This is a genomic window from Serratia sp. Sp408 (assembly GCF_057180665.1).
Map to the genome: position 1 here is coordinate 172,693 of NZ_JBXUFT010000008.1, position 15,705 is coordinate 188,397.

General features: G+C 55.1%; 15 protein-coding genes and 1 tRNA gene. 9 read left to right on the forward strand and 7 right to left on the reverse strand.

The window, feature by feature from the left end; genetic code table 11:
- Window positions 1–28 precede the first annotated feature (28 nt).
- Window positions 29–1,057 carry an EF-P beta-lysylation protein EpmB gene (gene epmB, locus AC2AXP_RS19955; RefSeq protein WP_039991296.1) on the forward strand — a complete coding sequence of 343 codons (1,029 nt, stop codon included), beginning with the start codon at window positions 29–31 and terminating at the stop codon, window positions 1,055–1,057.
- 68 nt (window positions 1,058–1,125) lie between these two features.
- Here the strand turns inward: epmB and AC2AXP_RS19960 are convergent, their stop codons facing one another.
- The 4 genes from AC2AXP_RS19960 to AC2AXP_RS19975 form a co-directional block, all read right to left on the reverse strand.
- Window positions 1,126–1,470, reverse strand: a complete 345-nt coding sequence (locus AC2AXP_RS19960) for a DUF4156 domain-containing protein (protein WP_039991297.1) — start codon at window positions 1,468–1,470, stop codon at window positions 1,126–1,128.
- A gap of 352 nt (window positions 1,471–1,822) precedes the next feature.
- A complete protein-coding gene (gene groL / locus AC2AXP_RS19965; RefSeq protein ID WP_004956042.1) occupies window positions 1,823–3,469 on the reverse strand; it encodes a chaperonin GroEL in 1,647 nt (548 codons plus the stop codon).
- A 45-nt stretch (window positions 3,470–3,514) separates the two neighbouring features.
- Window positions 3,515–3,808, reverse strand: coding sequence for a co-chaperone GroES (locus AC2AXP_RS19970; RefSeq protein WP_025123790.1), 294 nt, complete (start codon window positions 3,806–3,808; stop codon window positions 3,515–3,517).
- A gap of 235 nt (window positions 3,809–4,043) precedes the next feature.
- On the reverse strand, window positions 4,044–4,535 hold the full coding sequence (locus AC2AXP_RS19975; RefSeq protein ID WP_039991300.1) for an FxsA family protein: 492 nt from the start codon (window positions 4,533–4,535) through the stop codon (window positions 4,044–4,046).
- Window positions 4,536–4,883: 348 nt separating this feature from the next.
- Between AC2AXP_RS19975 and aspA the strand changes: the two genes are divergently transcribed.
- From aspA to AC2AXP_RS20010, 7 genes are all read left to right on the forward strand, one after another.
- Window positions 4,884–6,320, forward strand: coding sequence for an aspartate ammonia-lyase (aspA, locus tag AC2AXP_RS19980; protein WP_004956055.1), 1,437 nt, complete (start codon window positions 4,884–4,886; stop codon window positions 6,318–6,320).
- Between the two features lie 125 nt (window positions 6,321–6,445).
- Window positions 6,446–7,747 (forward strand): anaerobic C4-dicarboxylate transporter, encoded by a 1,302-nt coding sequence (locus tag AC2AXP_RS19985; RefSeq protein WP_004956057.1) that lies wholly within the window; start codon window positions 6,446–6,448, stop codon window positions 7,745–7,747.
- Window positions 7,748–7,878: 131 nt separating this feature from the next.
- Complete coding sequence (gene cutA / locus AC2AXP_RS19990) at window positions 7,879–8,202, forward strand: divalent cation tolerance protein CutA (RefSeq protein WP_484381893.1); 324 nt, start codon at window positions 7,879–7,881, stop codon at window positions 8,200–8,202.
- Window positions 8,178–9,908: a protein-disulfide reductase DsbD gene (locus tag AC2AXP_RS19995; protein ID WP_484381894.1), complete on the forward strand. Its 1,731-nt coding sequence runs from the start codon at window positions 8,178–8,180 to the stop codon at window positions 9,906–9,908. The genes cutA and AC2AXP_RS19995 overlap by 25 nt, the downstream gene beginning before the upstream one ends.
- Before the next feature lie 41 nt (window positions 9,909–9,949).
- Window positions 9,950–10,525 (forward strand): division control transcriptional repressor DicD, encoded by a 576-nt coding sequence (gene dicD, locus AC2AXP_RS20000; RefSeq protein ID WP_039991301.1) that lies wholly within the window; start codon window positions 9,950–9,952, stop codon window positions 10,523–10,525.
- Between the two features lie 159 nt (window positions 10,526–10,684).
- Window positions 10,685–10,760: transfer RNA gene (locus tag AC2AXP_RS20005), tRNA-Phe, on the forward strand.
- A 586-nt stretch (window positions 10,761–11,346) separates the two neighbouring features.
- Complete coding sequence (locus AC2AXP_RS20010) at window positions 11,347–12,042, forward strand: hypothetical protein (protein ID WP_039991302.1); 696 nt, start codon at window positions 11,347–11,349, stop codon at window positions 12,040–12,042.
- A 117-nt stretch (window positions 12,043–12,159) separates the two neighbouring features.
- On the opposite strand, the gene AC2AXP_RS20015 is transcribed toward AC2AXP_RS20010, so the two are convergent.
- From AC2AXP_RS20015 to AC2AXP_RS20025, 3 genes are read right to left on the reverse strand one after another with little or no spacing between them, the layout of a single operon-like run.
- Entirely contained in the window at window positions 12,160–13,512 is a 1,353-nt protein-coding gene (locus AC2AXP_RS20015) for an ATP-binding protein (RefSeq protein WP_484381895.1), read from the reverse strand.
- Window positions 13,481–14,155 (reverse strand): response regulator transcription factor, encoded by a 675-nt coding sequence (locus tag AC2AXP_RS20020; protein ID WP_233092429.1) that lies wholly within the window; start codon window positions 14,153–14,155, stop codon window positions 13,481–13,483. Before AC2AXP_RS20020 ends, AC2AXP_RS20015 begins: the two co-directional genes overlap by 32 nt.
- Before the next feature lie 11 nt (window positions 14,156–14,166).
- Window positions 14,167–14,985, reverse strand: coding sequence for a MipA/OmpV family protein (locus tag AC2AXP_RS20025; RefSeq protein ID WP_233092430.1), 819 nt, complete (start codon window positions 14,983–14,985; stop codon window positions 14,167–14,169).
- A 314-nt stretch (window positions 14,986–15,299) separates the two neighbouring features.
- On the opposite strand from AC2AXP_RS20025, the gene AC2AXP_RS20030 reads away from it, so the two are divergent.
- A complete protein-coding gene (locus AC2AXP_RS20030) occupies window positions 15,300–15,587 on the forward strand; it encodes a cyclophilin-like fold protein (RefSeq protein ID WP_449145805.1) in 288 nt (95 codons plus the stop codon).
- Window positions 15,588–15,705: the final 118 nt, after the last annotated feature.

Here is a 15,705-nt window from a genome sequence, read left to right on the forward strand (position 1 = left end):
TATTTAAACTGGTAGCTTAGCCAAAAAAATGGCACACATTATAACCCAAAACATCGCGGATAGAGAAGAATGGTTGCATCAACTCGCCGATGTTATTACCGACCCCGATGAATTACTGCAGCTGCTGTCACTGAACGCGCATCCGCTGTTGCCGCAGGGGCGTGAAGCGCGTCGGCTGTTCCCGCTGCGCGTACCACGCGCCTTTGCTGCTCGCATGCGTCCTGGCGATGCCAATGACCCTTTGCTGCGACAGGTACTGACCGCCAGCGAAGAGTTCGTTATCGCCCCCGGCTTTACCACCGACCCGCTTGACGAACAGCGCAGCGTAGTGCCAGGACTGTTGCATAAATACCGCAACCGCGCGCTGCTGCTGGTGAAAGGCGGCTGTGCGGTCAACTGCCGCTACTGTTTCCGCCGCCACTTCCCTTATCAGGATAACCAGGGCAACAAGGCCAACTGGCGTCTTGCGCTGGAGTATATCCGCCATCACCCGGAACTGGATGAAATAATTTTCTCCGGCGGCGATCCGCTGATGGCGAAAGATCACGAACTTGATTGGCTGATCGGCGAACTGGAGGCTATTCCACACCTGAAACGACTGCGCATTCACAGCCGTTTGCCGGTGGTGATCCCTGCACGCGTCACCGAGGCCTTGTGCCAACGGCTGGCTGCGTCACGTCTGCAGGTGCTGATGGTTACGCATATCAACCACGCCAATGAAATCGATGCCGCACTAAGCACCAGTATGGCGCAACTGCGCCGAGCCGGGGTTACGCTACTCAACCAGAGCGTGCTGTTGCGTCACATCAATGATGATGCCGACACGCTGGCGGCGCTGAGCAATGCGCTGTTCGATGCCGGGATCCTGCCGTATTACATTCATGTGCTGGATAAGGTACAGGGAGCGGCGCACTTTATGGTCAGCGACGACCAGGCTCGCGAGATCATGAAAGCGCTGCTGAGCAAGGTTTCCGGCTATCTGGTACCGCGCCTGACGCGTGAAATTGGCGGCGAGCCAAGTAAAACGCCGCTGGATCTGCGCCTCACTCAGCAATAGATCGCACCGTCAGATGCAAAAAGAGGAATGCCTGAGCATTCCTCTTTTGTTTTAAACCGTAGACCGTATCAAGGGCACTTATACACCTGGCCGATCATTTTGCTGTCCAGTGGCGCGAAGCTGGAAAGCAGATTCTGGCTTGGGCTGGTTGCGCCGTAAATCACGTTGCCGCCCATTGCCGCCGCCTTATTGCGCAGATCGTTGGCCGCGCCGCGCAGGCCGCCGCTTTCAGCATTGCTGCCAGACAGCCAATTGCTCTGGGTGCCGGTCACTTCACCCACCAGTTGGCATTCTGCCGCCGGTTTGGTGTCGGTGAATTTAACTTGCTGACCTGCGCTGGTCAGTTCATTGGTCGTGCTGCATCCTGCCAGCAGCAACGCTGCTGAAAGTCCCAGTAAGGCTTTAATCCGCATCTTGTTCCCCATATGATGTTGAGAATTACGCAAAAGCTTATCAGAAAGCGATGCTATCTCTTAAGCTTCCGTTGCCACATGTGCCTGGTCAACGCCTTGAGCGACAGCTGATGATGTACCAGTTTACACGCTAAATCAGCCCGGTCTGCAAAAATATCATCAAATACCGTGCGCGAACGCGCGCATTATTCGCCGACCGTGCTTGCATAACCAATGGCAGACGCGGCGGCATACGCCAACTGCGCCCAAGATCCCCAATGAAATCGTTATGGCACCAGGTCGTTGCCGGATCCCGCGCATAAAAAAACCCCGGCTATCGCCGGGGTTTATCACACTACGGTGTGGGGGATGATTACATCATGCCGCCCATGCCACCCATGCCGCCCATACCGCCAGCGCCACCCATGTCAGGTGCGTCAGCTTTAGGCAGATCGGTAACCATGCACTCGGTGGTGATCATCAGACCAGCCACGGATGCTGCGTACTGCAGAGCAGAACGCGTTACTTTGGTTGGGTCCAGGATACCCATGGCGATCATGTCGCCGTACTCTTCAGAGTAAGCGTTGTAGCCGTAGCTGCCTTCGCCTGCCTTCACGTTGTTGGCGATGACAGAGGCTTCTTCACCGGCGTTGATCACGATCTGGCGCAGAGGCGCTTCCATCGCACGCAGTGCAACCTTGATGCCCACGTTCTGATCTTCGTTGGCACCTTTCAGTTCGGCAATTTTGCTGGCTACGCGTACCAATGCTACGCCACCGCCGGCAACCACGCCTTCTTCAACCGCAGCACGGGTTGCGTGCAGGGCATCTTCAACGCGGGCTTTCTTCTCTTTCATTTCAACTTCAGTTGCAGCGCCAACCTTGATAACGGCAACGCCACCAGCCAGTTTGGCCACGCGCTCTTGCAGTTTTTCACGATCGTAGTCAGAGGTCGCTTCTTCAATCTGCTGACGGATCTGGCTAACACGGCCCTGAATAGTCGCTTCGTCGCCCACGCCATCAATGATGATGGTGGTGTCTTTGCTGATGACAACGCGTTTTGCCTGACCCAGGTCTTCCAGGGTGGCTTTTTCCAGCTCCATACCGATCTCTTCAGAGATAACGGTACCGGCAGTCAGGGTGGCGATGTCTTGCAGCATGGCCTTACGACGGTCGCCGAAGCCTGGTGCTTTAACCGCTGCAACTTTAACGATGCCACGCATGGTGTTGACCACCAGGGTCGCCAGCGCTTCGCCTTCCACGTCTTCAGCAACGATCAGCAATGGCTTGCCGGCTTTCGCCACGGCTTCCAGTACTGGCAGCATTTCGCGGATGTTGGAGATTTTCTTGTCAGCCAGCAGGATGAACGGGCTTTCCAGCTCAACAGAACCGGTTTCCGGCTTGTTGATGAAGTAAGGAGACAGGTAACCACGGTCGAACTGCATACCTTCAACCACGTCCAGCTCGTCTTGCAGGCCGGTACCTTCTTCAACGGTGATAACGCCTTCTTTGCCGACTTTTTCCATCGCTTCTGCAATCAGTTTACCCACGGTTTCGTCGGAGTTTGCAGAGATGGTGCCTACCTGGGCAATTGCCTTGGAGTCAGAGCAAGGTACGGACAGATTCTTCAGCTCTTCAACTGCAGCAATAACGGCTTTGTCGATACCGCGCTTCAGATCCATCGGGTTCATGCCCGCGGCCACGGCTTTCAGACCTTCGTTGATGATCGCCTGCGCCAATACGGTGGCGGTGGTGGTACCGTCGCCCGCAGCGTCGTTCGCTTTAGAGGCGACTTCTTTCACCATCTGCGCGCCCATGTTTTCGAACTTGTCTTCCAGTTCGATTTCACGTGCTACGGAAACGCCGTCTTTGGTGATGGTAGGAGCGCCGAAGGATTTATCCAGCACTACGTTACGGCCTTTCGGGCCCAGGGTCACTTTCACTGCATCAGCGAGAACATTCACGCCGCGTTGCATTTTTACGCGAGCGTCATTGCCGAATTTTACGTCTTTAGCTGCCATTGGTATTTCCCTTCAACTCTTTTCAGTTCAGAAGATAAAGCGTAATTACGCTTCAACAATTGCCAGAATGTCGCTTTCGGACATGATCAACACTTCTTCATTGTCGATCTTCTCTGCTTTCACGCCGTAACCGTCGTTGAAAATCACGATGTCGCCTACTTTCACATCCAGCGGTTGAACATTACCGCTTTCCAGAACGCGCCCTTTGCCGACGGCTACTACTTCACCACGGGTGGATTTACCCGCCGCAGAGCCAGTCAGTACGATGCCGCCAGCAGATTTTGATTCAACTTCTTTACGCTTGACGATAACGCGGTCATGCAATGGACGAATACTCATTGAACGCTCTCCTGTAAGAAGGTCTGTATCAGATTTAGGGTTATTCACCGGATTATCATATTTACCGGCCTCGTGGGTTTGAAATGGGGGCATTCCATCCCCCTTCAAGGGGGCCGAGTAAAAATTTTTTGCTTTTATGTCTGACGGCACCCTGCCGCCAGCCACGCACGGCCCGCAGGCCGCATTGACGCGCCATGTCTGCCGGTTTGTCGGCCGACACGGCGCGAAAACGGTTTTAGCGATCGTCGCGTTTGTGGCTGTCGTCCGGGCGGTGCTCGATCACATTGCGATCGTCGTCCTTACGCTGGAACTCGCCGTCAAACGTGTTGCCGTCGGCAGCGCCGCCGCCCTGCCCCCAACCGCCGGGACGATACACCGACAGATGCGGCATCAGCTTCAGCGTCAGGGATTTCTGCACCGGCGGCAGCAACAGCAGCAGGCCGAGAAAATCGGTAAAGAAGCCCGGCACCAGCAGCAAAAAGCCCGCCAGCACCAGCGAAACGCTCTTCACCATTTCCGCCGCCGGACTTTCGCCAGCCGCCAGCTTCTGCTGCATCTGTACGAAGGTTTTCATGCCCTGGTTACGCACCAGCGAAACGCCAACGCACGAGGTAAAGATCACCAGCAGCAGGGTGACTGCGACGCCCAGCACGGCGGCGACTTTAATAAACAGCGATATTTCGATGTAAACCAGCAAAAATATCAGCAAAAACGGTAACCAGCGCACCGCGTTCTCCTATCAGATGGCTTCGCGTACCCGCGCGGTGGCGCATACGTGAAAAAGAGGGCCAGATTCAGGCCGATTTGATAACAATGGGGGCGGCCTGCAGACATTTCAACCAGACGGCATTTTTTATTGCTAGAGTTAACAAACGTGAATGAGATCACAGAATGCAAAAGCTGTGGTTTTTGAAGCGTCAGATAGTGATCTGGGTTCATTCATTTATTCCAAAGCAGCATATGATCTGGGCTGCAACAATTGCCACGGTCAATACTTCGGCAGTTGAAGCTCACGGCGACATAAATTAGTTAACAAGCAAATAATTAATTCGGCAGCAACATAGAGAAGGTTCTCATGTCAAACAACATTCGTATCGAAGAAGACCTGCTAGGAACACGTGAAGTACCCGCAGAAGCCTATTACGGTGTTCATACTCTGCGTGCGATTGAAAACTTTTATATTAGTAACAGCAAGATAAGTGACGTTCCTGAGTTTGTCCGTGGCATGGTTATGGTGAAGAAAGCCGCTGCGCTGGCTAACAAAGAGCTCAAAACCATTCCGCGTAAAATCGCCGATACAATCATCCAGGCTTGCGATGAAGTGCTGGATAAAGGCAAGTGCATGGATCAATTCCCGGTGGATGTGTTCCAGGGCGGTGCAGGCACCTCTTTGAACATGAACACCAACGAAGTGCTGGCGAATATCGGCCTGGAGCTGATGGGACATCAAAAAGGGGAATATCAGTACCTGAACCCGAACGATCACCTCAACAAGAGCCAGTCCACCAACGACGCCTACCCAACCGGTTTCCGCATCGCAGTGTACGCGTCGATCATCAAACTGAATGACGCCATCAACCAGCTGCGCGAAGGCTTCGACCGCAAAGCCAAAGAATTTGAAACCATCCTGAAAATGGGACGCACCCAGTTACAGGATGCGGTACCGATGACCCTCGGCCAGGAATTCCACGCCTTCAGCGTGCTGCTGAGCGAAGAAATCCGCAGCCTGCAACGCACCTCGGAGCTGCTGCTGGAAGTGAACCTGGGCGCGACCGCCATCGGCACCGCGCTGAATACGCCAGAAGGCTACCAGCAATTGGCGGTACAGAAACTGGCGGAAGTCAGCAACCTGCCGGTGGTACCGGCGGAAGACCTGATCGAAGCCACCTCCGACTGCGGTGCCTATGTCATGGTGCACAGTGCGTTGAAACGCCTGGCGGTGAAACTGTCCAAAATCTGTAATGACCTGCGCTTGCTGTCTTCCGGCCCACGCGCTGGCCTCAATGAAATCAACCTGCCAGAACTGCAGGCGGGCTCATCGATCATGCCGGCCAAGGTAAACCCGGTGATCCCGGAAGTGGTGAACCAGGTATGCTTTAAGGTGATTGGCAACGACACTTGCGTTACTATGGCCGCCGAAGCAGGTCAGTTGCAGTTGAACGTGATGGAGCCGGTGATTGGCCAGGCGATGTTCGAGTCAATTCACATCCTGACCAACGCATGCTACAACCTGCTGGAAAAATGCATCAACGGCATTACTGCCAACAAAGAAGTGTGCGAGCACTACGTCTTCAACTCTATCGGTATCGTGACCTATCTGAACCCGTTCATTGGCCACCACAACGGTGACATCGTCGGCAAGATCTGCGCGGAAACCGGTAAGAGCGTACGTGAAGTAGTGTTGGAGCGCGGCCTGTTGACCGAAGCCGAACTGGATGACATTTTCTCGGTTGAGAACCTGATGCACCCGGCCTATAAAGCGAAACGCTACACTGATGAAAACGAACAATAACAACGACATCCGTTAGCCCGAAAGGCACGCTAAATCCTCTGGATAGCGTGCCTTTTTACTTTCTGGCGCCCACAAAATTTTAACGTTTCATTTTCATAATGTTTTCTATTGAGGAGTAACACACTATGTTAGCGGTGGAATTGATTATCGTTCTACTGGCCATTTTTTTGGGGGCCAGATTGGGCGGTATCGGCATTGGCTTTGCAGGGGGCCTTGGGGTTTTAGTCTTGGCAATGATCGGCGTTAAGCCGGGCAATATTCCCTTTGACGTTATTTCAATCATCATGGCGGTTATCGCTGCCATCTCCGCAATGCAGGTCGCGGGCGGCATGGATTACCTGGTACAGCAAACTGAAAAATTGCTGCGTAAGAACCCAAAACACATCACTATTCTGGCGCCCGTTGTCACCTATTTCCTGACCATTTTTGCCGGCACCGGCAATATTTCGCTCTCCGCGCTGCCGGTGATCGCCGAAGTGGCCAAAGAGCAGGGCATCAAACCGTGTCGGCCGCTGTCGACCGCCGTGGTGTCCGCCCAGATAGCCATTACCGCCTCACCGATTTCCGCTGCGGTCGTGTATATGTCGTCGGTAATGGAAGGCCACGGCGTCAGCTACTTGCATATGCTGATGGTGGTGATCCCGTCGACCTTCTGTGCGGTGTTGCTGATGTCGCTGCTGGTCAGCTGGATCTTCGACTCAAAACTGTCTAACGACCCGGTTTACCTGAAGCGATTCGAGGAAGGCCTGGTCACACTGCGCGGCAATAACGTGGTCACCATCAAGCCACGCGCCAAAATGTCGGTGATGCTGTTCCTGCTGGGCGTACTGTGCGTAGTGGCCTACGCCATTATCAACAGCCCTGGCCTGGGGCTGGTGGCTACGCCGTTGATGAACACCACCAACGCCATCCTGATCATCATGTTGAGCGTAGCTACCCTGACCACGCTACTGTGCCGCGTCGATACCGATCTGGTGTTGAATTCCAGCACCTTCAAGGCCGGCATGAGCGCCTGTATCTGTATTCTTGGCGTAGCCTGGCTGGGCGATACCTTTGTTCAGGCCAACATCGGCTGGATCAAGGAAACCGCGGGCAACGTCATTCAGGCGCACCCGTGGCTGCTGGCGGTGATTTTCTTCTTCTGTTCGGCGTTGCTCTATTCGCAGGCGGCAACCGCCAAGGCGCTGATGCCAATGGCGCTGGCGCTGAACGTCAGCCCACTGACTGCCATTGCCTCCTTCGCTGCGGTATCCGGCCTGTTTATTTTGCCTACCTACCCGACGCTGGTGGCTGCGGTGCAGATGGACGATACCGGCACCACCCGCATCGGCCGCTTCGTGTTTAACCATCCGTTCTTTATTCCGGGTACCATCGGCGTCGTCTTCGCCGTGCTGTTCGGCTTCCTGCTGGGCAGCGTCATCTTGTAACACCACCATCGGGGTTGCCACGCAGCCCCGATTTCCTCCTGCTTTTCTCCGGTCGTGATAAACTCGCCTTCTGGCCCAACGGCCTTCAAGGTATAGTGCCTGCCTGCCCCTAACGGTTGAGAGGAGTAAACATGTCTGATTGCAATGCCGTCGTCATACTCTGTACCGCACCGGATGAAGCCACAGCGCAAGAACTGGCGGCGCGCGTATTGGGCGAAAAACTGGCGGCCTGCGTCACGTTGCTGCCCGGCGCCTCATCGCTCTATTACTGGGAAGGGAAACTGGAACAGGAATACGAAGTGCAAATGCTGTTCAAAAGCGATAAACAGCATCAGCACGCCCTGCTCAGCCACCTGAAACAACATCACCCGTATCAAACGCCCGAGTTGTTGGTGCTGCCGGTGATGACTGGAGATAAAGACTACCTGTCATGGATCAACGCATCGTTAAACTGATTTTCCTGCTTTGCGGCCTGTGGTTACTGCCGCTAAGCGCACAAGCCTCACTGTTTGGCGGCAACGGCGGTAGCCAGTTTGTGCCCGTCGATCGGGCATTTGCCTTCGATTTTCAGCAAAAAGACCACCAACTGACGCTAAGCTGGCAAATACGCCCCGGTTATTATCTGTATCGCCAGCAAATCAAGCTGGTGCCGCAGCAGGCCCAATTGGGAGCCGTTACGCTACCCAGCGGCTTGAGCCATAAAGATGAGTTCTTCGGCGAGGTAGAGATTTACCAGCAGCAATTGACGTTGCCGCTGACGCTACAGCAGGCCGGTGACAACGCCAGCCTCAGCGTCACCTATCAGGGCTGTGCCGAAGCCGGTTTTTGCTATCCGCCGGAAACCCGCGTGGTCCCGCTGAATGCCGTGATCGCCGCCGCAACGCCGAGCCCAACGCCGGCTGCTGCGCCGCAGCCGCCCCCGACGGTATCGGCGCCACCGGCCGAACTGCCGTTCTCACCGCTGTGGGCGCTGTTGATTGGCATCGGTATCGCCTTTACCCCGTGCGTATTGCCGATGTATCCATTGATTTCCGGCATTATTCTTGGCCGTGAACGCCCGCACAGCAGCGGCCGCATCCTGTTGCTGGCGGTGGTGTATGTGCAAGGTATGGCGCTGACCTATACCCTGCTTGGGCTGGTGGTGGCCGCCGCCGGGCTGCAATTCCAGGCGGCGCTGCAACACCCTTACGTACTGATTGGCCTGTCGCTGCTGTTTATTGCGCTGGCGTTGTCGATGTTCGGCCTCTACTCGCTGCAATTGCCGTCATCACTGCAAACCCGGCTGGCCACGTGGAGCAACACCCAGCGCGGCGGCTCGCTGGCCGGGGTGTTCGCCATGGGCGCGCTGGCCGGGCTGATCTGCTCGCCATGCACTACCGCACCGCTCAGCGCCATCCTGTTGTATATCGCGCAGAGCGGCAACCTGTGGGCCGGTGGCGGTACGCTGTATCTGTATGCCTTGGGCATGGGCATCCCGCTGGTGCTGGTCACCCTGTTCGGCAACCGACTGCTGCCGCGCAGCGGGCCGTGGATGCAATACGTGAAAGAAGCGTTCGGCTTCGTCATTCTGGCGCTGCCGGTATTCCTGCTTGAGCGGGTGATTGGCGACGTCTGGGGTCTGCGACTATGGAGCCTGCTGGGTCTGGCGTTCTTTGGCTGGGCCTTTGCACTCAGCCTAACCGCCACGCGTCGCTGGGCGCGTCTGGCACAATTGCTGCTGCTGGCCGCCGCGGTGATCGTCGCCCGGCCGTTGCAAGACTGGGCTTTCGGCTCCAATGCCACACAGCAGGCAGCGCAGCCGCACCTCAATTTTACCCGGGTCGATAACGTGGCGCAGCTCGAACAGGCGCTGCAGCAGGCGCAGGGCAAGCCGGTGATGCTGGATCTGTACGCCGACTGGTGCGTCGCCTGCAAAGAGTTCGAAAAATATACCTTCAGCGACCGCGCAGTACAGGCCCGTCTGGCCAATACCGTCCTGTTGCAGGCTGACGTGACCGCCAACAGCAGCGAACAGGCTGCGCTGCTCAAGCAGCTCAAGGTGCTGGGGTTACCGACTATCCTGTTCTTTGATGCTCAAGGGCAAGAGCTGCCGGCCGCCCGCGTTACCGGCTTCATGGACGCGCAGACCTTTGATGCGCATTTGCAGAAAACAGTGCCATAAACGACACTGAGGTTCATAACAAGAGTTTGGAGGGGTTACACGTGCAACGCGAACTTGTTCTTGATACGGCGCTGGGACTATTGGAACAAAAGGGTCTGGCGACCACCACGCTGGAAATGCTGGCGGAAAAACTCGGCATGCAGCCCAGCGATTTCAAGCCGTTCTGGGCGGATCGCGAAGCCCTGCTGTACGACTGTCTGCGTCATCACGGGCAGCAGATCGATGCCTGGCGCCGCCAGCTATTACTGGACGAATCCCTTAGCCCGCAGCAAAAACTGCTGGCGCGCTACGACGTGCTGGCCGAGTACGTGAAAAACGATCGTTATCCCGGCTGCCTGTTTATCGCCGCCTGCAGCGTGTTCCCCGAAGACGACCATCCGATCCACCAGTTGGCGGAGCAGCAAAAGATGACCTCCCTCGAGCTGACCCGCGACCTGCTACGCGAAATGGATGCGGATGACGCCGACATGGTGGCTCAGCAAATGGAGCTGGTGCAGGAAGGGTGTTTGAGCAAACTGCTGATCAAACGGCAGCTTCAGGATGTATCGGTTGCCAAACGGCTGGCAGAGGATATTCTGCAGGTAGCACAATGCCGTAAACACGGTGCGTTAAGCTAGAATTGTGCCCCCACTGACGCCGGCATGAGCCTGATTTATCACGCCAAGGACAAACTTCAGGCAGTTTGTTTGAAAAGTCAGCGAGCGCGCCGGTTTTTTGGCGTTTATGACATAAAGCGATTGACGCCATCGGGCCTTTAGGGTTTAATGCGGCGCGTTGCCCGGATAGCTCAGTCGGTAGAGCAGGGGATTGAAAATCCCCGTGTCCTTGGTTCGATTCCGAGTCCGGGCACCATATTTAGAAGAACCCGCCTATGGCGGGTTTTTTGCTTTCTGGGGTATGGACTCTCCATCGAACTACGTTCGATTATTCGGCCTGGCGGCCTCACCCTGCGGGCCAACGCCAAGCGTTGTTCAACCCGTCGCCAGCGACGGTTGTCCGAGTCCGGGCACCCTATTTAGAAGAACCCGCCTATGGCGGGTTTTTTGCTTTCTGGGGTATGGACTCTCCATCGAACTACGTTCGATTATTCGGCCTGACGGCCTCACCCTCAGGAATAATATTTCCCCACCAGCAGGTTTAGAAAAATCCGGCGGCCCTGAGTCAAACATAACCACGTTGGCAATCCGGACCAGAACGTCATTCACCGCCTCGTCTCTTGCCCGTCATGAATCTATCGGTCATTAACGGCTCCATTGTGCCCGCATTGAGCATAACAATGCACAAATTAACTTTTTCCTGCGGAAAATGGACTTGGTACAGTAGCTGGTTGCGATTTATCTGCCCTTTTTTATCCGTTAAAGTGATTTAATCGTCCGTCGGGTTTACACAATCGACAGCATAACCGACGCTTAAAAGCTTTTTAATCGGGGAAATGGACATGAAGAGTAATGACCTGGCGCATATTTATTACAATACCAATCAGCAAACCATGAAAGAGTGGCGCAATCATCCGCATATTGGAGACGTCAAGCCAGGGTATTACGACTACATCAAACTTGCTGTTACCAGCGGCATAAAACCGCCGCTCACCGGACCGATCGCACAGCTTTTTAACGATATCGAAGAACAACTGAAAAATGATCCACTCGCCGACCTCTTGCCAAGGGCGGGATTTCACTTCACCTTTTTACCCCTGACTTTACCACTGTACACAGAAAACCAAAGGTTACCCGGCAAGGCTAGACGGTTATTGGATATTTGGCATGATTATGATGCAAAAAACCTTCACCTCCGAGAGCTAAGACTCATCGCCTTGCCCAGTCAGTTATTGCTAGCAGGAATACCTGATGATTCCAACGTGGTCATGCGTCGGACATTATGTGAAAAGGTTTTAGACTCACCATGGCGGGACGAGCTGCTTGCACGTCATTCCAGCACCCCGTTACCCGCGCCGTTCTGGCACAGTACCTTGTTACGTTATAATGCAGCGTTTTTGCCCGAGATAATGAGGACGTTTTTCCGCAACAATCGATCGCGACGTTTTGGCGATGTGTCAGGAGAGCTACAATTGGCCATGGTTAATTATAACTGGACTCGGGGCACTTCAATTGATAACGCCATAGTTTATCAATAAACTGAATATCTGATTCAACGGCGCGTTCTATGTCCGCCAGGTACGGCTGTAGCGCATGATAGATTACGCGAGTTTAACGCCGAAAGCCCCTTCCCCCTCTACCACTTAATACGCTCATTACCTGATTACCGTCACCATCAGGCCAGGGTGGCTGTTGCGCGCCGACAGCGACCATTCATGCGCCAGCGCGATTTCCCGGCAAATCGCCAGCCCCAGCCCGGCTCCCACATCCCGCCGGTGCTCGCCTCGCCAAAAGCGTGAAAACATCACCGACAGCTGTTCTGGCTCTACGCCAGGCCCCCAGTCGCGCACGCTGATGCTGTCGGCGTTGATGTCGATCGCGATCTCCGTAGCGGCAGGTGCGTGTTGTATGGCGTTTTCGATCAGATTTTTCAGCAAGGTAAACAGCGCGCCGCGATCGGCTTGCCATATGATTTTTTCATGCATATCGCTGGCGATCAGCTTTACATTGGCATCGTCGGCAATTTTTTGTAAAAAGAACAGCACATTACGCGCAACTTCGCAGGCATCAACCGGTTGAAAACGGTAGCTGAGCGGCTCGCTGGCCTCGGCCAGCAACAGGATCTGTTGCACATGCCGCGCGAGGTGTGCCACATGCATCAGTAACGGCTCTCGAGGAACCAAATCGCCTTCCATGGTTTCAACTTCGGCCCGAATCAAAGTCAGGGGGGTTTTTAATTCATGCGCCGCTTTGGCCAGGAAATCCTGCTGCACCCGATAGCCGTTTTCAAGCCGCTCCAGCGCGTGATTAAAACTGCCGATCAGCGGAACGATTTCAGCGGCCACGCATTGGGTTGGCACGCGGTCACTGAGTGATTGCGGGGTGATCGCCGCCGCGGCACGCGAGGCCTGACGCAAGGGCCTGAGGGCATACTTCAGGCTCACATAGGCACAAAGCGTAAAAACAAAAAGCAGCACCACGCTGAACACCATGATACCGAGACGGATAAAAGGCAGGGCAAATTCCTGGTGCAGAAAACTGACGATGCGGGAACTGACCGTCAATTGCATAAACCAGGTTTTACCATGATGTTCAAAGGGTTCTGTCGCACCATCGTAGAAGACACCATGCGTTGTAAACTCAAAGCGACGCCGCTGCAGTTCGGCGATCGATGCCAGATGCGGCCAGTTTCTGACGCCGGGCGACATCAGCACCACCTTGCCGCGAGCATCCATGACTCGAAACGCGGTTTCCTCGCTCAGGCTATCGTACAACCAGTGTGGGTGCTCCGCATCGCCGCTAAAACCGACCGGGTTGCCGCTGCCGTCGTACTCCAGCTTTTGTGCCAGATGCAGGGTACGTTCCGACAGGTTCATTCCCGGCAAACGGTCTTTGACGATTGCGCCAAACAGCAGCAGAAAACCGATGCTCAGCAGAATACCGCCGACCAGGGTCAGCAAAATCCTCAGCGATAGGCTATTGATCCACAGCGTTTTTTCTAAGCGCATAGCCATGCCCCCTGACATTGACGATCTGTAGGCTAGAGCCGACGGCAGTGAGCTTGCGCCGTAAACGATGTAACGCCACATCCAGCGCATTGGGAGTAATGGCTACGCTTAATCCCCATCCCGCCGCTTCCATAGCGCTGCGGCGCAGCACCTCACCCTGACGGTGGATCAGAGCCGACATGATTTGCATCTCGGCTGGCGCCAGCGTAATACTTTTATCACCGCATTGCATCGCGCCGGCTTCCAGCGACAACACCACATCCTGGTAGCCGGGCTGAAGCGGCTGACGGGTCGCCGGGCGACGCAGCAGCGCCCGCACGCGCGCCACCAGCTCCGCCATCGCAAAAGGCTTCGGCAGGTAGTCATCCGCCCCCGCTTCCAACCCTTCAACGCGATCGTGCAAGGCATCTCTGGCGGTAAGAATCAGACAGGGAACCGGTGAACTGGCCTGACGCAGGCGCCGCAGCAGCGACAATCCATCACCGTCGGGTAATCCACGATCAATAATCAATCCCTGGTAGGCTATTTGCCGGGTTGCGCTCCACGCCTGTTCGCTACGTTCTACCTGGTCGGTGGCAATCCCCGCAGCGGCCAACCCCTTGCCGATCAACTTCGCAAGTTGCTGATGATCTTCGACTAACAATATTCTGCTCATTAGAAGTAGTAGGCATATCCCAGGAAAAAGCGGTTTTCAGTGGTTCGCTCCGTTATCGGGCTATCGCCAATCTCTGTCGACAGACGCGTCGCCTGGACGTCGAACATAACGGCATGGTGCGGGTTAAACGCGTAAATCGCTCGCATGCCGATTTCAACGTCAATCCCCGCCTCGCCCTGATAAGCAGGGCGCCCGGCGCGCGCTTCCTCCGCACGTATGCCGTAATAATAATCAGTGTATTTATCATCGTGCCAGGTTAGGCCGAAACGTGGAGTGAGGGTAACGCTGTCGCCGATGCGCCAGGATCTGTCAGCCGCCAGGGCAATCTGCTGCCCTTTGCTATTCCCCGAAACGTCATGCGTCCAGTCGGCATGCAGGTTCACCAACGCGGTCTGCCATTCGATCCGCACGCCGCCCCATAGCCCCCCTTTGCGCTCTGCCATTCCGTCAAGCACCGGTGAATCATCTGCGTGATACCCTGCCCCGTCATAGCGTCCAATTAGACCGAAATTAAGCCGCTGAGTTTCACTCAACGCCAAGCCGGGCAGTTTGAGCTCCAGGCCGGTGCCGAAGAAATGGAAATAGCGGTTATCCACGTGGAGTAATGGCATCACGCTGGTGTCACGATCGATAGATTTATAGGCTTTTTGACTACTGACGACGCCAACGCCCAATCCCCAGACGCTTTCCTGCTCGACGGTGGCCGGTTGCGCCAAAGTGGAAAAAGACCAACATAACAATAGGGAACAAGCCGTGGCCGTAGCGTGAGGTGGGATAGGGGTACGGCTGCCGAACAACGGGCGATAAAGAGCATTCATGGCGGTCCTCCAGGATGATGAATGCGTCCATCATCAGGAGGTTTTTCTTACTGGTTGCTTACTGAACCCAGCCAACGGCAAAAAAGAGTCATAACCATCTTCAATGCAGCCGCGATTATTTATAAATTCTACTCATCACTATATTCAGCTGATGGCTATTAAAAAATAAAACGCGCTCTGTTAAAACTGAGCACGTATTATTCTGGCCTTGATCGGGGGTAAATAGCGGAATGTTCTGCCTGGCCGGTCAGGCGTCGCTCGGGCGTTAGCCAGAGCAAAGTATGTCGAACACCACCCACCATCAGGATACGCCGATGAAATTGAATATTATCATTGATGGCTATGCCCGTACGGCCACGCTTAATCACAGCCAGGCCAGTAAAGATTTTGTCGCCTTGCTGCCGCTCACGCTGACCTTGCAGGACTATGCCGCAACGGAAAAAATCAGCGTTCTGCCCTCTCGCCTGACCGTCTCGGACTCCCCAGCCGGCACCGCCGCACGGAAAGGCGACATTACATTTTATGCCCCGTGGGGAAATCTGGCGCTGTTTTATCAAGATCATGGTTACGCCTCCGGGCTGGTAAAAACTCGGTCAGTTTGACGAACCCGGCGCCGTTCCCAGCCAACAAAAATCCTGCACGGCAAGGTTCGAACTCGCCCAGTAATTCAGAGGCTCTCACCAGGCAATCGACGCGCTTTGCATGGATGCAAAAGTAACC